This window comes from Planotetraspora sp. GP83 (assembly GCF_041262585.1).
Taxonomy (GTDB): Bacteria; Actinomycetota; Actinomycetes; order Streptosporangiales; family Streptosporangiaceae; genus JAOEGB01.
This window is the reverse complement of sequence record NZ_JBGCBZ010000005.1, coordinates 46,857-66,803: the sequence shown is the minus strand read 5'-3', so window position 1 is coordinate 66,803 and position 19,947 is coordinate 46,857. Positions and strand designations below refer to the sequence as shown.

15 protein-coding genes are annotated in these 19,947 nt (G+C 70.5%); 10 read left to right on the top strand and 5 right to left on the bottom strand.

The annotated features are described in order from the left end of the window. The first annotated feature begins 69 nt into the window (after positions 1–69). The 7 genes from ABH927_RS08935 to ABH927_RS08905 all read left to right on the top strand — a co-directional run bounded on the left by ABH927_RS08935 (position 70) and on the right by ABH927_RS08905 (position 7,112). Entirely contained in the window at positions 70–1,137 is a 1,068-nt protein-coding gene (locus ABH927_RS08935) for a Gfo/Idh/MocA family protein (protein ID WP_370019779.1), read from the top strand. Continuing rightward, positions 1,137–2,399, top strand: coding sequence for an ABC transporter substrate-binding protein (locus ABH927_RS08930; protein ID WP_370019777.1), 1,263 nt, complete (start codon positions 1,137–1,139; stop codon positions 2,397–2,399). Before ABH927_RS08935 ends, ABH927_RS08930 begins: the two co-directional genes overlap by 1 nt. Positions 2,400–2,429: 30 nt before the next feature. Beyond that, entirely contained in the window at positions 2,430–3,416 is a 987-nt protein-coding gene (locus ABH927_RS08925; protein ID WP_370019775.1) for a carbohydrate ABC transporter permease, read from the top strand. After that, positions 3,406–4,266, top strand: coding sequence for a carbohydrate ABC transporter permease (locus ABH927_RS08920; RefSeq protein WP_370019773.1), 861 nt, complete (start codon positions 3,406–3,408; stop codon positions 4,264–4,266). The genes ABH927_RS08925 and ABH927_RS08920 overlap by 11 nt, the downstream gene beginning before the upstream one ends. Continuing rightward, on the top strand, positions 4,267–5,664 hold the full coding sequence (locus ABH927_RS08915; protein ID WP_370019771.1) for an aldehyde dehydrogenase family protein: 1,398 nt from the start codon (positions 4,267–4,269) through the stop codon (positions 5,662–5,664). Next, positions 5,661–6,683, top strand: coding sequence for an NAD(P)-dependent alcohol dehydrogenase (locus ABH927_RS08910; protein WP_370019769.1), 1,023 nt, complete (start codon positions 5,661–5,663; stop codon positions 6,681–6,683). The genes ABH927_RS08915 and ABH927_RS08910 overlap by 4 nt, the downstream gene beginning before the upstream one ends. Before the next feature lie 66 nt (positions 6,684–6,749). Next, complete coding sequence (locus ABH927_RS08905) at positions 6,750–7,112, top strand: DUF2203 domain-containing protein (protein WP_370019767.1); 363 nt, start codon at positions 6,750–6,752, stop codon at positions 7,110–7,112. Between the two features lie 166 nt (positions 7,113–7,278). Here ABH927_RS08905 and ABH927_RS08900 read toward each other — a convergent pair whose 3' ends face one another. Further along, positions 7,279–8,133 carry a sirohydrochlorin chelatase gene (locus ABH927_RS08900; protein ID WP_370019765.1) on the bottom strand — a complete coding sequence of 285 codons (855 nt, stop codon included), beginning with the start codon at positions 8,131–8,133 and terminating at the stop codon, positions 7,279–7,281. 191 nt (positions 8,134–8,324) lie between these two features. On the opposite strand from ABH927_RS08900, the gene rbsK reads away from it, so the two are divergent. After that, positions 8,325–9,209, top strand: coding sequence for a ribokinase (gene rbsK / locus ABH927_RS08895; protein WP_370019763.1), 885 nt, complete (start codon positions 8,325–8,327; stop codon positions 9,207–9,209). Positions 9,210–9,372: 163 nt separating this feature from the next. Here the strand turns inward: rbsK and ABH927_RS08890 are convergent, their stop codons facing one another. Next, positions 9,373–10,896, bottom strand: a complete 1,524-nt coding sequence (locus ABH927_RS08890; protein ID WP_370019762.1) for an APC family permease — start codon at positions 10,894–10,896, stop codon at positions 9,373–9,375. 341 nt (positions 10,897–11,237) lie between these two features. Here ABH927_RS08890 and ABH927_RS08885 point away from each other — a divergent pair, with 341 nt between their 5' ends. Further along, a complete protein-coding gene (locus ABH927_RS08885; RefSeq protein ID WP_370019760.1) occupies positions 11,238–12,239 on the top strand; it encodes a phosphotransferase enzyme family protein in 1,002 nt (333 codons plus the stop codon). Between the two features lie 207 nt (positions 12,240–12,446). On the opposite strand, the gene ABH927_RS08880 is transcribed toward ABH927_RS08885, so the two are convergent. Further along, positions 12,447–15,098, bottom strand: a complete 2,652-nt coding sequence (locus tag ABH927_RS08880) for a glycosyl hydrolase family 28 protein (RefSeq protein WP_370019758.1) — start codon at positions 15,096–15,098, stop codon at positions 12,447–12,449. 226 nt (positions 15,099–15,324) lie between these two features. Between ABH927_RS08880 and ligD the strand changes: the two genes are divergently transcribed. Further along, entirely contained in the window at positions 15,325–16,503 is a 1,179-nt protein-coding gene (gene ligD / locus ABH927_RS08875) for a non-homologous end-joining DNA ligase (protein WP_370019756.1), read from the top strand. Here ligD and ABH927_RS08870 read toward each other — a convergent pair. Together ABH927_RS08870 and ABH927_RS08865 are read right to left on the bottom strand one after the other, a co-directional pair. Further along, a complete protein-coding gene (locus tag ABH927_RS08870; protein WP_370019754.1) occupies positions 16,479–18,785 on the bottom strand; it encodes an FAD-dependent oxidoreductase in 2,307 nt (768 codons plus the stop codon). The genes ligD and ABH927_RS08870 overlap by 25 nt on opposite strands. A gap of 13 nt (positions 18,786–18,798) precedes the next feature. Further along, the gene (locus ABH927_RS08865) at positions 18,799–19,911 is read right to left on the bottom strand and encodes an alpha/beta fold hydrolase (protein WP_370019752.1); all 1,113 of its coding nucleotides are present in this window, start codon (positions 19,909–19,911) and stop codon (positions 18,799–18,801) included. Between the last annotated feature and the right edge of the window lie 36 nt (positions 19,912–19,947).

Sequence of the window (19,947 nt, the reverse complement as noted above, 5' to 3'; positions counted from 1 at the left end):
GCTTGTAACCGCTTTCTCCGCGGTCTGGCGCTTTCCGCCCCTCCCTGAAGCGTCACCAAGGAGATCGACATGCGACTGGTCGTGGTCGGTGTGGGTGCCAACGTCTGGCACATGCACCTTCCAGGTGTGGCCGCCATCGGCGGGTCCGTCGTGGGCGTCCACGATGTGGACACCGAGAAGGCCAAACGGGCGGCAGCCGAGCTGGGCTGTTCCGCCTTCGACGACTTGGACGAGCTGCTGGCGCAGCCCGCCGACGTCGCCGTCGTGCTGGCGCCGCATCGCCTGCACCACGATCTCGTGGTGCGGTGCCTGCGGGCCGGCCTACACGTCCTGGTCGAGAAGCCGATCGCGGTCACCGCGGCCGACGCCGACCAGATGTGCGCGGAGGCCGAGCGGGCGGACCGCCTGCTCGCCGTCGCGCTCCAGCAACGGGCCCGGCCGGAGGTGCGGCACGCCCAGCGGCTGATAGCGGAAGGTTTCCTCGGGGAGGTCCGCCGCGTCGAGCTGGTGTCGTCGTGGCCACGCCGGTCGTCCTACTTCGGCACCGCGCCGTGGCGCGGAACATGGGCGGGGGAGGGCGGGGGCGTGCTTGTCAACCAGGGTCAGCACGACCTGGACCTGCTGTGCCTGCTCGCCGGCCTCCCGGACCGCGTCACCGCGCGGACCCGGGTCGTCCAGCATCCCGTCCAGACCCAGGACACGGCGGCCGCGCTGCTCGAATGGACAGGTGGGGCGTACGGCACGCTCCACGTGACCACGGCGGCGGCCGACGAGGTCCAGCGCATCGAGCTGACGGGCACGGCGGGCCGCATGCGGCTCACCCCCGGCAGACTCGACCTCTGGCGTAGCGCCGTGGACTTCCGCGACTACGCGGCCGACCCCGGCGACCCCTACGCCGCGCCGTCGGAGGAGCGCCTCGAATCCGTGACCGGACGTCGTGGGACTCACACCGACCTCTACGAGAACCTCGACCGGGCACTCCGGGGCGAGGAGCCTCCGCTGGGGGCCGGCCGTTCGGCACTGGCGTCAGTGGAACTCGCCAACGCCATCCAGCTCTCCGCCGACGAGCGCGGAGAGGTTCACCTCCCGGTGGACCGGGATCAATACCGCCGCTTCCTTGAAAGGGAGACCTCATAATGAACTGGACCTGTCGCGCCGTCGCCGCGATCGCCGCTTTATCCGCTCTGACCGCGTGCGGAACCGGCGGATCCGGTGGTGACACACCAAAGCAGGACCAGGGGGGCAGTGACAAGGTCACCATCACCTGGTGGGACTACTTCGGCTACTCGCCGCAGTCCGACGCGGCGGTGAACGCGCTGATCAAGAAGTACGAGGACACCCACCCCGGCGTGGACATCCAGCGCACCGCGATCGGTTTCGCCGACTTCCGCACCAAGTTGCTCCAGGCCGCCGCGACGGGCAAGTTCCCCGACATCGCCGCCATCGACAACAGCGACGTGCCGGTCTTCGCCTCCCAGGGCGCGCTGGCGGACCTGACCAGCAAGATGTCCACGTGGGCGAGCAAGGACAAGTACCTTGACTTCGTCATCAAGAGCGTGCAGTTCGACAACAAGTTCTACGGCGTCCCGTTCCGGAGCAACACGACGGCGCTCTGGTACAACAAGGACCTGTTCAAGGCGGCCGGGCTCTCCACGCCCCCGCAGAACTGGGACGAGCTGCGCGCCGACGCCAAGAAGCTGACCGATTCCAAGCACTCCGGCATCTGCTTCTCCGCCGCGCCCACCGAGGAGGGCACCTTCACGTTCCTGCCGATGATCTGGCAGGCCGGCGGCGACGTCCCGACCCTCGGCGACCAGGCCAGCGTCGACGCGCTCACCTACGTGGACGCGCTGGTCAACAAGGACAAGAGCGCGCCGAAGTCCGTCCTTCAGTGGGGCCAGTCCGACGTGGGCGACCAGTTCGGCTCGGGCCTGTGCGCGATGATGTTCAACGGCCCGTGGGTGCTCGGCTCGGTCGAGAAGGGCAAGTTCGAGTGGGACGTCAGCCCGTGGCCCGCCGGCAAGGGCGGCACCGCCTCCCCGCTGGGCGGCGAGGTGTGGGCGGTCGGCAAGAACGCCAACGTCGACGCCGTCTGGAAGCTCACCGACTGGCTCGCCGACCCGGCGAACAGCCGTACGGAGATCTCCGAGGGTCTGAGCAGCATCCCGAACCGCAAGGACACCCTCGACGACCCGGCCTGGCTCTGGCACCCGATGGTGAAGGCGTTCGCCCAGCAGATGCCGTCCGCGCGGCCGCGCGGGGCCTACGGTCCGAAGTACGCCCAGATCTCCGAGGTCGTCTGGACCATGGAGCAGCAGGTCCTCTCCGGGGCGAAGAGCCCGCAGGACGCGGCCGCCGAGGCCAAGGGCAAGATCCAGCCCCTGCTCGGCACCTCATGAGATGGAACAACGCATGATGCGAAGCGATTCATGAAGCCGGGAACGACCTTCGTGAAGCACGACGCGTCCTTCGAGAAGGGCACGGCCCCCGCCAGGGCGGCCGTGCCCTCCCCGAAGAGAAGGGGCGCGGCGTTCCGCCGCGCCCTGACGCCGTACCTGTTCGTCCTGCCCGCCCTCGTCTACATGGCCGGGCTCCTGGCCTACCCCATGGTGCTCAACGTGCTGACGTCCTTCAAGGACGTCACCGCGGTCAACCTGCTCAGCGGCGACGGCCAGTGGGTCGGGCTGGAGAACTACCGGCAGGCGCTCGGCGACTCCCAGTTCGTCGACGCGGCCGTCCACTCGGTCATCTACGCGCTCGCGGCGGTGGCCCTGCAACTCCTGATCGGCCTGGCGCTCGCCCTGTTCTACGTCCGCTCCTTCCCGGGCGCGACGACGACCCGTTCGCTCTACCTCATCGGCTACGCGATCCCGATCGTCGTCTCCGCCGAGGTGTTCCGGTGGCTGCTCGACGGCAGGACCGGGTTCGTCAACTGGGTCTTCTCGCTGCTGGGGCTCCAGCACGAGCCGGTGTACTGGCTGGCCGACCGGACGTGGGCGCTGCCCGCCATCATCGGGATCCAGGTCTGGCTCGGCATCCCGTTCGCCATGGTCACGCTGCTGGCCGGGCTCACCGCCATCCCGCACTCGCTGCACGAGGCCGCGCAGATCGACGGCGCGACCGGCTGGCGGCGGTTCCGCCACATCACCGTGCCGCTGTTGCGGCCGACGTTCCTGGCGGCCGCGATCCTCAGCCTGATCTTCACGTTCAAGAACTTCGACCTGATCTGGATCGCCACGCAGGGCGGCCCGGCCAACGCCAGCGAGGTGCTCCCGACGCTCGCCTACAAGCTGGTGTTCCTCCAGTTCCTGTTCGGCAAGGGCGCGGCCGTGCTGAACGTGATCTTCCTGGTGCTGCTGGTGCTCTCGCTGCTCTACCTGGCCGCCCTTCGCAGGGAGGAGGATCATGCCGCCTAGCAGCCGGACCATGCAGGCAAGAGGGCCGGCCCGGCGGTCGGCCAGATGGTCGACCGTCGTCGGGATCGGCCTCGTCGCCGTCTACCTGTTCCCGATCTACTGGATGGTCACCGCGTCGGTGAAGACGCAGCCGGCGATCCGGGCGGTGCCGCCGCAGATCGTGCCCATCGACATCGACCTGTCGTCGTGGATGGACCGGGTGTTCGGCGACCCGCGGGTGCTCCGCTACATCTTCAACAGCTTCGTGGTGGCCACCGGCACGATGGTCCTGACCCTGGCGCTGGCCGCCCCCGCGGCGTACGCGCTGGCGAAGCTCCGGCTGCGGGGCAAGTCGCTGCTCATGACGCTCAGCCTCAGCAGCCTCATGTTCCCGGCCATCATGCTGGCCACGCCGCTGTTCGTGATCTTCGGCCGGCTGGGCCTCACCGACAGCTACATCGGGCTGATCCTCGCGGACACCACGCTCGCGTTGCCGTACGCGATCGTGCTGCTGCGGCCGACCTTCGCCCGCATCCCCAAGGAGTTCTCGGAGGCGGCCCGCATCGACGGGTGCTCGGAGTTCGGCGCGTTCCTGCGGGTCATCGTGCCGCTCGCGCGGCCGGGGCTGGCGACGGTCGCCGTGCTGGCCTTCCTGTGGGGCTGGGGCGACCTGGTGTTCGCGCTGACGCTGGCGACCGAGGACAGCATGCGCCCGGTGACCACGGGCCTGTGGGGCTTCTTCGGCGCCAACACCAGCGACTGGGGCGGTGCGATGGCGTTCTCCACGCTCGCCATGCTGCCTCCTTTGATCGTGTTCTTGTGGTCCCAGCGGCTCGTGGTCGCCGGGGTCACGGCAGGAGGAATCAAATAAATGAGAATCTCCGACGGCAGGCACTACATCGACGGCTCCTGGGTTCCCGGAGCGGCCACCGCGCCCGTGACCGAGAAGGCCACCGGCGCCGAGATCGGCACGTACGCCCTGGGTGACGCCTCCGACGTGGACAGGGCCGTGGCGGCCGCCGTACGGGCACAGCCCGCGTGGGCGGCGCTGCTGGGCGAGGAGCGCGCCGCGGTGCTTCGCCGCGCGGCGGCGATCCTGGAGCGGCGCGCCGGCGAGTTCGAAGAGATGCTGATGCGCGAGACCGGAGGGGTCCGCGGCAAGGCCAGGGGCGAGATCAACGCCGCGATCGGCAAGTTCCTGGAGTCGGCCTCGCTGGCCAGGCGCGCAGGCGGCGACCTGCTCCCGGCGTTCAAGCCGGGCAAGCTCATCCTGAACCAGCGCGTCCCGCTCGGCGTCGTCGCCGCGATCATCCCGTGGAACTTCCCGATCGTCCTCGCGCTGCGCCCCCTGGGCCCCGCGCTGGCGCTCGGCAACACGGTCGTGCTCAAGCCGGCCGAGCTCACCCCGATCGCGGGCGGCCAACTGCTCGTGGAGGTGCTGGAGGAGGCCGGAGCGCCCCCGGGCGTGATCAACCTCGTGACCGGCGACGGTCCCGACGCGGGCGAGCCGCTGGCGGCGCACCCCGATGTCGCGATGATCCACTTCACCGGCTCGACCGAGATCGGCCGCCTGATGGCGCGGATCGCCGCCCGCGACTTCAAGCGCACCAGTTTGGAGCTGGGCGGCGACAACGCGCTCGTCGTGCTGGACGACGCCGACGTCGAGGCCGCGGCCTCCTGCGGCGCGTGGGCCTCGTTCGAGTTCCAGGGCCAGACGTGCATCACGGCCGGCCGGCACATCGTCCACGAGTCGGTCGCCGAGGCGTACACGGACGCCCTCGTGGCCAAGGCCCGCGCGCTGACCGTGGGCGACCCGTTCGACGCCGGTGTGCGGCTCGGCCCCATGATCAGCGAGGGCCAGCGGGACCGGGTGGCCGACCTGGTGGCCCGGTCGGTGAAGATGGGCGCCCGGCTGGTCGAGGGCGGCACGCACGACGGCCTGTTCTACCGGCCGGCGGTGGTCACCGGAGTCACCCCGGACATGCCGCTGTTCACCGAGGAGACCTTCGGGCCGGTCGCCGCGATCACGGTCGTCTCGTCCGAGGAGGAGGCCCTGGAGCTGACCAACCAGTGCCCCGCACTGGTCAACTCGGTCTACACGGGCGACCTCATGCGCGGCCTCGCCTTCGCGGAGCGGGTCCGCTCCGGAATGGTCCACGTGAACGACGCGATGGGCCGCCCCACGGGCGAGGAGGACATCGACGAGTTCACCCAGCGCCGCTGGATCGGCATCCAGCGCGCCCCGCTGAGCTGGGATGTGTCGTCGTGAAGGCCGTGCAGGTCATCGAGTACCACACCCCGGTCCGCGTGACCGAGGTGCCGGAGCCGGTGGTCGCCCATCCTCTCGACGTGGTGGTGCGGATCGCCGGGGCCGGCATCTGCCGGACCGATCTGCACATCCTCGAAGGCGGGCTCGCCGACGCGTTCCATCCGGCCCTGCCGTACACGCTGGGGCACGAGAACGCCGGATACGTCGCCGAGGTCGGGTCGGCGGTGAGCTGGCTCGCCCCCGGCGACCCGGTGATCGTCCATCCCGCCGTCACCTGCGGGTTCTGTACGGCATGCCGGTCGGGCGACGACATGCGCTGCCCGACCTGGCGCTTCCCCGGCGTGGACGGCTGGGGCGGCGGCTACGCCGAGTACATGCTGACCAGCGCCCGCTCCCTGGTGAAGCTGCCCGAGGGCGCCGACCCCGCCGCGGTGGCCCCCCACGCGGACGCCGGGCTGACCGCGATCCACGCGGTCAAGCGGCTGGCGGCGCACCTGCGCCCGTACAGCGGCCCGGAGAGCACGGTCGCCGTGATCGGCTTCGGCGGCCTGGGGCACCTCGCGATCCAGTTGCTGCGGCTCTACACGACCGCGCGGGTGGTCGTCGTGGACAACAGCGCCGAGCGGCTCAGGTGGGCAGAGACGTACGGCCCCGACGCCGTCTTCGAGAGTGTGGCCGACATGGTCGCGCGAACGGGGGGCGTCGACGCGGTGCTCGACCTGGTGGGCGAGCACGACGTCCCTCAGGAGGCGCTGGCGGCCCTCCGCAAGGGCGGCGTGTACTCCATCGTCGGCTACGGCGGCGGGACGCACATCGACTTCCTCGACATGATCAACCGGGAGCTCACCGTGCTGGGCAACCAGATCGGCACCCACACCGAGCTGACCGAGCTGATGAATCTCGCGGCGCAAGACCGGATCCGGCTGGAGGTCCGCCGGTTCCCCCTTGAGGAGGTGGCCCACGCCCTGGACGAGGTGGCCGCCGGGCGCGTCCTCGGCAGGGCGGTGCTCGTCCCCTGATCGTCCCTTGATCATGGCAGCCGTCAATCACACTACGCACTGTCGCGACGCGATGGCGTCCGGGAGGTGGACAGGATCTTCACCGTAGACGAGGCCAAGGCACTGATGCCAACGGTGCTCGAACACGTCCGGGAGCTGGTGGCCGTCAGGGCCGACCTGGCCGAGCTCACCTATGACCTGAAACAGTCGGGGGTCTCCGCCATCGGCGGGCTCCCCGAGTCCAAGGCGCTCGAGGCCCGGATCGACGAGCTCCTCAGCTGGTTCGCCGCACAAGGCATGGAGATCAAGGGAACGGCGCCCTTGCTGATCGACTTCCCGTCCGTCCTCGACGGCGTCTCGGTCCGGCTCTGCTGGATCGAGGGGGAGACCGACCTGGGGTGGTACCACCGCAGCGAGCTCGGCTTCACAGCCCGCCGCCCACTCCCATAACCCCAGTTGCCGTGCATGATCACGCACCCCCTTCCCCGTGCGTGATCATGCACAGGCTCCCGCAGGACCATCCCCACCTGCGCCAACCCTCTGCGTGATCATGCACGGTTTCCTGTGAATGCTCGCTGAGCCGCGACGACCTCAGCGGTGATCATGCACCGCGCCCCTACTCCGCCAGGTCGTCGAAGTCCTCGAACCCTCCGAACGTCGCCCCGTAGCGCACGCACACCATCCGGGCGACGGCCTCATGGGCCCCCAGCGCCGCGGCGCAGCCCGCGCCGATGGCCTCCGCCGCGGCCGTGATCCGCTCCTGGTCGGTCTCCGGCCCGATGACGTAGGGCACCATGGCCAGCCGGTTGGCGCCGATCTTTCGCAGCCGCTCGGCCGCGTCCCGCACGGTCGGCACGCCGTCCAGCGCCGCCGGGACGACCGGAAGCGTCAGCCGGGCCGCCAGTAGCACGGCGGTCGCGTCGGCCCCCCGCGCGGCCTCGTCGCCGCCCGCGGTCGCGACGATGATCCCGTCGACCGGCGACGTGACGTTGAACAGCCGCATGCGGTCCGCGCGGGCGAGGCCCGCCTCCGACAGCCGGACGTGCAGCGCCTCCGCCAGCAGCGGATGCGGCCCCAGCGGTCCGGTGATCTTGACGGCCGCCTCGCTCTGCCTCACGGCGTCCCGTACGGCCCGCAGGACCCGCGGGTGGGGTCCGGTGACGAGGGGGACGACCACGGCGGCGGGGCCGGCGGTTGGGCGCTCCGCGGCGATGCCGGTGAACTCCTGGGTCAGGTCGGCGCCGCCGTCGCCGAGCGAGACGAGACGAAGGTCTATCTGGGGGTTGTCCAGCCGTACGATGGCGGCGACCTCGGCCGCCACCTCCTCGGCCTTGCCGGGCACCGCCAGGACCAGAGCGGGCGCGTCCGGCGGCAGGTTCGCCGGTAGCGGCCGTCGGTGGCGGCCGGTCCCGGGCCGGGAGGATCGCTCCCGGATTGGGAGCTTCGGCGGCTCCTCGTGACCTTCGTTCACACCGGCGGATTCTAGGGCGAATCTGCTCGAATAGCAGAACCAACGCGCGGCTTGTTGCCGAGGGGTGACCAGCGAGCCGTACGGCCCGCACACGGGGGCTGGGACATGGGTCGCCGGGCCGCACGGCAGGATCGGTGTCCGCGGCCCTGAACGGCGGGGCGCTCCAGTCTGGGCTCCAGGAAGGACGGCTCGTGATCTCGGTATTCGGCAGCGCCAACATGGACCTGGTGGCCTACGTCGCGACGGCTCCCCGGCCGGGGGAGACCGTGACGGGGCGGGCCTTCCGCACGATCCCCGGAGGCAAGGGGGCCAACCAGGCGATCGCCGCGGCGCGGGCCGGAGCGGAGGTCGCCTTCGTCGGCGCCGTGGGCGACGACGCCTTCGGGTCCGGCCTGCGCGCGGCGCTCGCCGGCTCGGGCGTGGACACCGGCCGCCTGCGGGTGGCGCCCGGACCGTCGGGAATCGCCCACATCGTCGTCCAGGACAGCGGAGCCAACTCGATCATCGTGGTGCCCGGGGCCAACGGCGCCGTGACCGGCCCCACCCCCGAGGACGCCGAGGTGATCGCGCGATCCGACGCCCTCCTGCTCCAACTCGAACTGCCGATGGAGGCCGTCGTGGCGGCCGCGCGGGCGGCCGCGGTGGCCGGGGTCCCGGTGGTCCTCACCCCGGCGCCCGTCGTGCCGCTCCCGGGCGAGCTGCTCGACGCGGTGGGCCTCATCGTGCCCAACGAGCACGAGGCGGCCGCGATCACCGGCCTGGCGGCCCCTGACGCGGCCCTGGAGGCCCTCCTGGACCGGGTCCCGGAGGCCGTCATCACCCTGGGGTCCAAGGGCGCGCTGTATGGCTCCCGCGACGGCACCCGCCTCTGGGCGCCCGCCGTACCGGTGAAGGCCGTGGACACCACGGCGGCGGGGGACACTTTTGCCGGGGCGCTCGCGGTCGCGAGGACCGAGGGGCTCTGCCCCGAGGACGCGCTCAGGTTCGCCTCCGCCGCCGCGGCGCTGTCGGTCCAGCGGGAAGGCGCGAGCACGTCCATGCCCCACCGCCCCGAGATCGACGCCGCCCTCGCGTGACCTAGTGCCCCTCCCGTCAATCTTTGCCCCGTCGCGTCGCCCGGGGCGGCACCTCGCCGCGTTGTCGTCGTCGGCCGTAGGCTCCGCTACGACCTCCTCCTCCGCCTTGCGATGCACCACCCTGGACACCGCTCCTTCCGGGCAAACCTTGCCGGTCGGGGCACTAGTCGCGCTCGACGGTGTCCTCGAGGACGATGCGGCCGATGATGTCGAACTTCAGCGGGTTCCTGACCTTCAGGTAGAGGGCCAGCCCGGCTCCGAGGGCGGCGAAGCCGAGCACGATCCACGGAATGAGCGTGAAGAACAGGCTCTTGGAGGCGTCGCCGGCCGCGGCCTCCTGGTTCTGGAAGAGCAGCAGGACCACGTAGATCATCGCGAGGCCGCCGGCGAGCGGAGCGAGGAGCGTGCGCCAGACGTTCGCCGTCTCCGGGTGCTTCTTCTTGACGTGGAAGTAGCCGATCACGGCGAACGAGCACAGCGACTGCACGATGAGGATGGCCAGCGTGCCGAGCACCGCGAGCAGCGTGTAGATGTGGATGTACGGGTCCATGCCGGCGAAGAAGAACGCGAGGACGATGACGACGGAGATCGCCGTCTGCGCGAACCCGGCGATGTGCGGGGAGCCGTGCCTGGCGTGCGTGGCCCCGAGCGTGCGGCCGGTGCCGGGGATCAGGTCCTCCCGGCCCAGCGCGTACAGGTAGCGCGAGGCGCAGTTGTGGAACGCCATCGAGCAGGCGAACGACCCGGTCAGGATCAGCACCTTGAAGAGGTCCACGGCCCACACTCCGACGAGTTCCCTGGTCGGGTTGAAGAAGATCCCGGCGAACTCCTTGGCGGCGATCTCCGGCGCCTTGACGCCGTTGGCCGCGACGACCATCCAGGAGACGAAGGTGTAGAACAGGCCGATGCCCACCACGGAGACCAGCGTCGCCCTGGGAACGATCCGCTTGGGGTCGCGCGACTCCTCGCCGTACATCGCGGTGGACTCGAAGCCGACCCACGACCAGAAGCACATGAACAGCCCGAGCCCGACCGCGCCCGCCGCGAGGCCGTTCGTCGTGAAGGCGTTCACCGGGTTGATGGACGAGACCATCAGCCCGTCCGGGCCGCCTCCGTGGAACAGCGTCACGGTAGCCGTGAGGCCGAGCATGAGGATCTCGGTGACGAGGAAGACGCCGAGCACCTTGGCGGTCAGGTTGATGTCGAAGTAGGTCAGCACGGCGTTGAGCGCGAGGCCGAGGAGCGCGAACCACAGCCAGTGGATGTCCACGTGCGCGAGGGTCTTGAACGTGTCGTTGGCCGAGTAGGCGAAGAACCCGATGATGGACGCTTCGAACACGACGTACGCCATGGTGGCGAGCAGGCCCGCCACCATGCCGACGACCTGGCCGAGGCCGTGCGAGATGTAGCCGTAGAACGCCCCGGCCGAGGTGATGTGCTTGGCCATCGCGACGTAGCCCACCGAGAAGATGGTCAGAACGATGGTCGCGAAGAGGTAGCCCGCCGGAGCCCCCAGGCCGTTGCCGAAGCCGACGGCGATGGGGACGTTGCCGGTCATGGCGGTGATCGGGGCGGCGGTGGCGACCGCCATGAAAATCACGCCGACGAGGCCGACGGCGTCCTTGCGGAGGCGGCTGACGCCCGGCGTCCCGGCGGGCGCGCCGACCTCTTGCTCAAAAGTGCTCAAAAAGATCCCTTACGGAGAAATCGGTCGATATAGCGATATCTCGCCTTGATGTGCGGAAATGGTGCCATTTGCTGGTTTGTCCGGGCAAGACCTGTGGTGTTTCGTAATCTTCACCACGCAAACCGCACGGTCCGGTCGGACCTCAGTCCTGAGCGACGCTAAGGACGAGCTCGCTTGGTGTGCCGCCGGACGCGCGCGCCGCGCAATCGTCGCTTCCGGCGTCGCCGCTCCTTCGGTAAAGTCCGGGGCGGTGATCCGAACACGTGGAGCAGTGCTCGCCCGGCATGAGCACCTCTTCCCCCTGGTCTTGGACGGCCTCGCGCCCCACTGAAGGAGGACGCATGGAGGTCCACGACCTGTCCGGGGGAGCCGGCGTGCTCGCCCGCGTGGAGGAAGCCGCCCGCCGCGCCCTGCGGCGGTACGACCTCTCGCCGCATGCCGCCGTGACGCTGATCAGCGTGTCGGAGAACGCCACCTTCGCGGTCGAGGACTCGGGCTCCCGCACGATCCTGCGGGTTCACCGCCTCGGCTACCACACGCTCGACGCCATCGTCTCCGAACTCGACTGGCTGGAGGCGCTGCGCGCGGAGGCGGGGATCAGGACCCCCGCGGTGATTCCCGCCCGCGACGGGTCGAGGGTGGTCACCGTGGAGGATCCGGGGGCCGAGCGACGCGCCTGCGTGATGTTCGAGTTCCTCCCCGGCGGTGAGCCCGCCGAGGACCGGCTCGCCGAGCACTTCGAGCCGCTCGGCGCGCTCACCGCGCGCATGCACCGGCACGCCCGCGAATGGGCCCGCCCGTCCGCGTTCACCCGGTTCCACTGGGACTGCGACGCCGCCTTCGGCCCGATCGCCCGGTGGGGGAGGTGGCAGGACGGGGCCGGTGTGGACAAGGAGGCCCATGCCGTACTGACCCGGCTGGAGGCGGCGTTGCGCGACCGGCTGGGGCGGTTCGGCAAGGGGCGGGAGCGGTACGGCCTGATCCACGCCGACCTGCGCCTGGCCAACCTGCTCGTGGACGGCCAGGCCGGCACGAGCGTCATCGACTTCGACGACTGCGGCCTGGGGTGGTACCTCTACGATTTCGGCGCGGCCGTCAGCTTCATCGAACACCATCCCCAGGTGCCCCAGATGATCGACTCCTGGCTCCGCGGCTACCGGACCGTCCTGGATCTACCGAAGGACGACGAGGACGAGATCTGGACCTTCGTCATGTTCCGCCGCCTCCTGCTGGTCGCCTGGATCGGCTCCCACACGGGGGTGGAGTTCGCCCGCGAGCTCGGCGCCGGATACACCCGGGGCGCCTGCGAGCTGGCCGAGCGCTATCTCAGTGGATCACTCTGATGGTTCGCTGGCATGATCACGACTGGTGTTTTCGCAGGTCATTGCCTGTATCCGGGAATCCGTGCATGATCACGGCCGGTGTTTGGGCAGGTGGATCGGCCTTCGCGGGAACCCGTGCCTGATCACGCCGGAGGGGGGGTCCCCGGCCCGGGGGGAGCTTGCGGACGGGGGAGGGGATTCCGCCCGGGCCGGGGGGTGGTGACTGGGTTAGATCTCCAGGTAATCCAGGTTGGGGCCGCTGGTGGCCGTGCTGCCGGTGGCCCGGATGACGTTGGCGCCCGCGTTCAGCGGGACCGTGACGGTCGCGGTCTGCCAGGTCGTCCACGCGCCGGTGGGCGAGAAGGTCAGGGTGCCCGCGGTGGTGCCGTTGACCGTGATGGTCATCGGACGGTCGGCGGTGGTGCCGTTGGCGAAGCGGAACTTCAGCGTCGCCGTGCCCGCCGCGTCGGCGTTGGCGGTCCACTCGACGTAGCTGCCCGCGACATTGTCCAGGTTGACGAAGCCGGTGCCGCTGAAGCCCGCCCAGTTGGACTCCACGACGCCCTGCGAGATCGTCGCGTTCTCCGCCTCGTAGCGGGTGCCCGCCGGCGGCGGGTCGTTGGCCGGAACCAGGCCGGCGTCATCGGTGATCAGGACGCGGTCCAGCTTGGCGCCGTCCTCCCGGTAGGCGACGGTGAGGGTGTGAGAGCCGGCCGAGAGGCTTGCGGTGATCGGCGCGTCCGAGGACGCGTCGTTGGTGACCGGCGCCCAGTGCCACGCCGCGCCCGTGGTGATGTCGTTCCAGTTCACCCAGGATCCGCCGTCGACCCTGACCCAGAAGGAGTCATCGGTGTTGGCGGGCGCGATGACCCGGCCCCAGAACCGGTAGGTCCCGGCGGCCGAGACGCTGAACGGGATCACCGTCGAGCCGTTCGAGGGCGCGGAGCCGGTGCTGTTGTTCCCCGGCGCGACCGTGACGTACTGGCCGCCCCACGCGGCCGCGTCGCTCGCCACCTGCATGGGCGCGGTGACCGTGCCGCTCTCCGCCTCGGCCGTGACGGTGGTGCCGCCACCGCCGGAGGTGCCGACGGTGAGCCCGGCGGTCGCGGTGTGCGTCTGCGAGGAGGCGGTTCCGGTGACGGTGAGCGTGGAGGAGCCGTCCGGCGTGGACGCCGCCGTGGCGACCGTCAGCGTCGAACTGCTCCCCGGCGTCACGGGGTTCGGGCTGAAGGTCGCCGTCGCGCCGGCCGGAAGCCCGCTCGCGCTCAGCGTGATCGGGCCGGGGGAGCCGGACACCGTGGACGTGTTGACCGTGTACGTGGCGCTCGACCCGGCGGTGACGGTCTGGCTCGACGGGGTGACACCCAGCGAGAAGTCGGCCGAGGTCGGGCAGCTCTCCGTGGAGCTGGTGTTGCTGATCCGCAGGGCTCCGCCGGCGGTGTTGGCGCTGTCGGCCACGCAGTATCCGGTGACGGACTGGAAGCCCATGTCGTGCGGGCTGCTGGTGCCCCGCTCGGCCGTGAAGTGGTTGAACTTGATCGAGCTCCCGGTGTTGGCGATGATCGCGGGACGGCCGTCGTTGGACGCGAACTCCACCGAGCTGTCATTGAACGTGATGTTGTTGGCGTTGTGGATGTAGAACCCGTAGGCCGGCCGGGTGCCGATGCTGTTCGGGTTGTAGTTGTTCGGGTCGTTGGACGGCACACCGGTCGACATCGTGCCGTTGCCGCCGGGCACGGTCAGGTGGACGTTGGTGAAGGTGACGTCGCTGATCCGGTTGGACCCCGACTCGCCCCACAGCGTCGGGCTGAACGACGGGCTGGCGCCGGTGCCGGTCACGTTCTCGTAGGTGATGTTGCTGATGCGGCCCACGCCCGGACTGTTCCCGCATCGTTTCCGTGTGCCGACCTTCTGCATGATCGGCGACCTGACCCCGGTCATGGTGATGTCGTGGTAGTGGACGTCGGTGATGACCGCGCCGTCCATGGACACCAGGCCGAGGCCCGACTTCTGCGCGCCGGTGATGTTGATCCGGGAGAACTGGTAGTCGGTGAAGTCGCCGCAGGTCTCCGAGCCGAACATCAGCGCGTTGCAGCACTGCGCCGACAGGTGGGAGTCGGTGACCGTCACGTGCCCGTTCGGCAGCTTGGCCCCGAGCGCGTAGTCGCTCTTGAACACGAGAGCGTCGTCGTTGGCCGCGATGTCGGCGTTGGTGACGGTGACGTTCTGCGCGCTGATGACGTTCCAGCCGTCGCGGTCACTGGCGGTGTCGATCCGCAGGTGGTCCGACGTGATGTTGTTGCAGTTGTTGGTGAGGATCGCGAAGTGCCCGCCCCGCCGGAACTTGACCCCGTTGAGGGTCAGGCCGTCACACCTGGTCAGCGAGAGGATCTTGTCGGCCTCGCCGGAGGAGGGGTTGCCCGTGATGAGGTTGCCGCCGCCGTCGATCGTGCCCGATCCGGTGAACCCGATGTTCGTGAGGCGGTCGCCGTAGATCATCGCGTTGTGGAAGTGGCTGTGCCCGTAGTCCTGGTAGGCGTCGTACGGGTTGGACTCGGGGGCGTCGTAGGTCTTCGCGCTCGACCCCATGATCGTGGAGCCCGAGTCGAGCTGGATCGTGACGTTGCTCTTCAGGTGGATCGTGTTACTGGACTTGTAGGTCCCCGACGGGAACTGCACGATGCCGCCGCCCGCGCTGTTGGCCGCGGTGATCGCCTTGTTGATGGCGGCGGTGTCGTTGGTCGAGCCGTTGCCCGCCGCGCCGTAGTCGCGGACGTTGAACGTGGCCGCGGCCGAGGCCGGGTTCACCGCCACCGCCGGGGCGGCGAGGACGACGAGCGCGGTAAGCCACGCCCATCCCTTTAACGCGCGTCGTAACACAGGAAGTCTCCGTTCCGAGCGGCCGGTTGTCGCCATCACCGGCCTTGCCAGGTGCTGTGAGAACTGCCATGCGTCCACGCGCGCATCACCGCGACCTGCGCGGCTCGCTCAGATTAGGCCCGATAGATCCGATGAGTCAACCCAGTCAAGTGGCGGGAACACGCTGCTGAATTACGGTCGGACGTAATACCTCCGACCTATTTACGTCCAGGCGTATCGTGGCGGCATGACGCTGGAGGCCGACGGCAGGGAAGTGCGGATCACCAACCCTGACAGGGTGGTCTTCCCGCGCACCGGGCACACCAAGGGCGATCTCGTCGCCTACTACCGGGCCGTCGCCGAGGGGGCGCTGCGCGGAGTGGACGGCCGGCCGGTCATCCTCAAGCGCTTCGTCCACGGGGTGGACCAGGAGGCGTTCTTCCAGAAGCGGGCCCCGTCGAAGCGGCCCGCCTGGATCGAGGTCGCCGAGCTGAGCTACCCCTCCGGCCGCACGGCCGACGAGGTGGTGATCCGCGATGTCGCCGCCCTCCTCTGGACGGTGAACCTCGGCTGCGTCGACCTGAACCCGCATCCCGTCCGCGCCGGGGACCTCGACCACCCCGACGAGCTGCGGATCGACCTCGACCCGGTGCCCGGCGTCGAGTGGGACCAGATCGTCGGCGTCGCGTCCGTGGCCAGGGACGTGCTGGAGCGGCACGGGCTGACCGCCTGGCCCAAGACGTCCGGCTCCCGCGGCTTCCACGTCTACGCCCGGATCGAGCCGCGCTGGACGTTCCGCGACGTACGGCGGGCCGCCGAGGCCGTGGCCCGCGAGGTCGAGCGCCGCGCGCCCGGGATCGCCACCAGCCGGTGGTGGAAGGAGGAGCGCCAGGGCGTCTTCGTGGACTACAACCAGAACGCCCGGGACCGCACGGTCGCCTCTGCCTACTCCGTACGGCCCACCGGCCTGGTCTCCACGCCGCTCACGTGGGACGAGGCGGAGCGCCGCCGTCCCGATGAGTTCACGATGGACACCGTGCCGGAGCGGTACGCCGAGATCGGGGACCCCTGGGCGGCCATGGAGGACGAGGCGGGCTCGCTGGAGGCCCTGCTGGAGCTGGCCGATTCACAGGAGCCGCGACCCCGGGCGCCCAAGGGGGAGGGACGGCGCAAGCCCGTCATGCCGCTGATCGAGATCGCCCGCGCCGAGACGCGGGACGAGGCCATGGCGGGGTTCGAGCGGTGGAAGACCCGGCATCCCGAGGTGGCGGGGCGGCTGGAACCGGCCGACGTCCTGGTCGACTCGATGCGCGGTCGCAGCTCCGCGTGGACGCGGATCCGGGTGAACCTCCAGCACGTCCCCGAGGCCGAACGCCCGGCCCAGGAGCCCCTCGAAGTCGACTACGACCCCTGGCGCGGCCGGTAGACCTCCCACAGCTCGCCGAGGAAGAACCGGCAGAACCGGGCGAGGGCGGCGGCGCCGTCCGGGCCGGCCGTACGGAAGGTCGTCAGCGTCTTCGCGAGGTCGGACGGCAGGATGCGCAGCGTCCCCTCGGCGATCACCTTCTCCTCCGCCTCCTCCGCGCCCTCCTCGACGTGCCCCTCCAGCAGCCGGGCGTGCAACGTGGAGGTGTCCAGCCACAGCCGCGTCGGGGGCCCGTGGTGGACGTCCTTCCACCCCGCGAGGGTGAGCGGCCGGTCGTCCCCATCCCGGAAATGCAGCCGGTAGCGCATCTCCCTGCGGCCGGGCGACCCTCCCGGCGAGAAGAGGTTGAACCAGCCCCGCGCGACCGGACGCCGGCCCCCGCAGATCGCGGCGTCGATCCATCCCTCGGCCCGTGCCTCGTGCTCGGGCTCGGAGAGGAAGCGGTGGACGTCGTCGGCCGTGATGGTGAGCCGGAACGCGAAGTCGCCGCCGAGCAGGCCCCGCATCTCCTCGACGAACCACAGGGATGTGCGGTCCCCGGGAGCGCACGCCGAGTCGACGGCGGACACAGGGCCGGACACAGGGGCGGACACAGGGGCGGACACAGGGGCGGACACAGGGGCGGACCGAGCGGTGGATTCCCGGTTCTCCAGCATGCGGGTGCACATCCGGTCGGCCAGCGCGGCGATCGTGAGCGCCGGGTTGGCGCCCGCCGGGCCGGGCAGGGCCGCGCCGTCGGCGATGTACAGGCCGGGGAAGCCGAAGACCTCGCCGTAGGCGTCGCACACGCCCTCACCGGAGTGGCGGCCCATCGGCGTCCCGCCCAGCGGATGCACGGTCATGACCCTCTTCCGCCGCCACGACGGGCTGTCGGCGTAGTCCGCCCCCAGCACGTGGCTGATCCGCCGCATGGTGGCGCGCAGCCGGTCGAAGTACTCCTCGCTGGTCCCGGCGTTCCACACCACGTCGAGGCGCCCGTCGCGCAGCCGCAGCTCCCCGTCCGGGACGTCCCTGCCCATGCCGAGCAGCGGCAGCGAGCTGCCCGACAGCTCGCCCCTGCCCATCAGCCCGGCCATCTCCGCCGACAGGTTGGTGTCGTGCGTCAGCAGGCCGCGCAGCCGTTCGAGCACGAACCTCGCCGCCCGGCCGAGCTCGCTCCCCAGGTCGGCGCCCTCGACGAGGTAGTCGACGAACGCGGGGTAGCCGCCCTCCTCGATGTAGGCCCCCCGGCCGTCGGCGCCGTCCGGCAGCCGGATCGCGCTCGTGATGACCGGCCCCCGGCTGGCGTTGATGGGCCGGGTCCGGGTGCGGTCCCTGGCCCTGAGCAGGAACGCGAGCAGGTCGCCGTTCCCCGAGAACCGCGTCCCGAGCGTCTCGCTGAGGCCGGGGAACGCCTCCCGGTTGCGCAGCAGCAGGTGCGACGTTCCGTACGTCCCGGCCGCGAGGACGAGGCGGTCGCAGCTGATCGTGTGCGGGCCCGTCCGCCTCGGCCCGGGGGGCATGTGCTCCACGTAGTCGACGTCGTAGCCCCCGCCCACGTTCGGCCGGATGGCCCGCACCTCGTGCAGCGTGCGCAGGTCCGCGCCACCGCGCCGGGCCGCCGCCAGGTAGGTGTGGTCCAGGCTGTTCTTCGCGCCGTCGTTGCAGCCGATGTCGCACTCCCCGCACAACCGGCACGTACGGCGGGGCACGCCGTGCGCGCTGCCGTACTCGGGATCGGCGATCGGCAGGCCCAGGCCGGGCTCCGCTCCGGGGGACGGCGCGAAGCTGATCGCCAGCGGCGGCAGCCGCCAGTCCAGCCCGAGCTCGGCGGCGGCGTCCCGCATCGCGAGCGTCTTGAGGGTGTCGCCGTAGGCCGGCCGGTCCAGCGGGTACGGCGAGACGCCGATCATGCGCTCGACCGCGTCGTAGTGCGGATCGAGGTCGGCGCGCCCGACCGGCCACGATTCGTAGCCGCCGCCCGGCATGGCCTCCTCGTGGACGAACCACTCCTCGTCCTTGCGGAGCAGCACGTTCGCGTAGATGAGCGAGCCCCCGCCGAGGCCGCTCGACACCACGGAGTCGCAGTCGCGGAAGCTCCAGACGTCGAACATGCCGTACAGGCCCTCGTCCGGGTCCCAGAAGGCCTGGCCGAGCTGGGCGGGGCCGCGCGGGAACGAGCCCGGCGCGTACGGCCTGCCCCGCTCCAGCACCACCACGGACAGCCCGGCCTCGGCGAGCCGGTAGGCCGTCACCGCGCCGCCGAACCCCGAGCCGACCACGACCACGTCGACGTGTTCCATGTCCCCGCCGTTCTCAGTGCCGCTTGAGGAAGTCGAGGATGTGCGGGAACACGTCCAGGTGGGCGTCCTTGCCGATCAGCGGGTCGATGTGCCCGTAACCCGGAAGGACCCGCAGCTCGTGCAGCCCCGGCGCGGCCTTCCACATGACCTCGTGGCAGAAGATGTTCGAGTCGGTGAAGACGTCGTTGCGGTCGCCCGTCATGTAGAGGATCGGCGTGCCGACATCGGCGGCGTTCGCGAGATAGTCGTCCGGCAGGGCGGCGTGCCGCGGCTCGCCCGGGTCGAACTTCACCACCCGCCCGGCCGCGACCATCTTGCGGACGTGCCGGTAGTAGTTCACGTCGCAGGCGCCGTTCAGGTCGGCCAGCCTCTCATGGACATGGGTCTCCGGCCGCAGGTTGCCGTGCCGGTACATCGCGGGCCTGCCGCTGCCCCACATGAAGCTCTGCATGTGGCAGGCCGCCTCGCCGCACTCCGGGTGGAACAGCGAGACGGCCCGCGCCAGCAGCCACCGCCGGGTGAGCGGCGGCGCGTCCCTGAACCGCGGGTCCAGGTACGGCAGGCCCGTGCCGTACTCCAGCAGCGCGGGTCCGGCGGCTAGCTTGAGCCTGGCCCAGCGGCTCACCCGGGGCGTCAGCCCCACGCTGTTGGCGACCAGGCTGGCGATCCCGTCGACCGCGCCGGAGAACAGGCTCATGTGGAATGACACCGACCCCAGGCAGTGGGCCACCACGTGAATCCGCCGCGCCCCCACGTGGCGGCGGAGTTCACGCAGTGCTGCCGGGTGGTCGTACTGGGCGATGTCGTCCAGCGTGTGCCTGCGTGTCTCGACGTTGTACGGGAACCGGTTGCTCATCCGGAAATCGAGCGCCCACACGTCGCCGAACCCGCTGTCGTGCAGGAACCTGACCAGGTTGACGTGCTCCGGCATGATGAACATGTCGCTCGACGAGGTCAGGCCGTGGACGAGCAGCACGACGTCGTCCGGCGACCCCACCGCCGGAAAGCCGGCCCGGCGGAACCGGGTCAGCGTCAGTCCGAGCTCGTCCTCGGTGGCGAACGGATGGACCGACACCTCGGCTTCCCGCACGCCGTCGAGCGTGAACCGGGGTATTCGGTGTTCCATCTGATCGCCCTCCCGGGGCTAACGATCCCAATACCT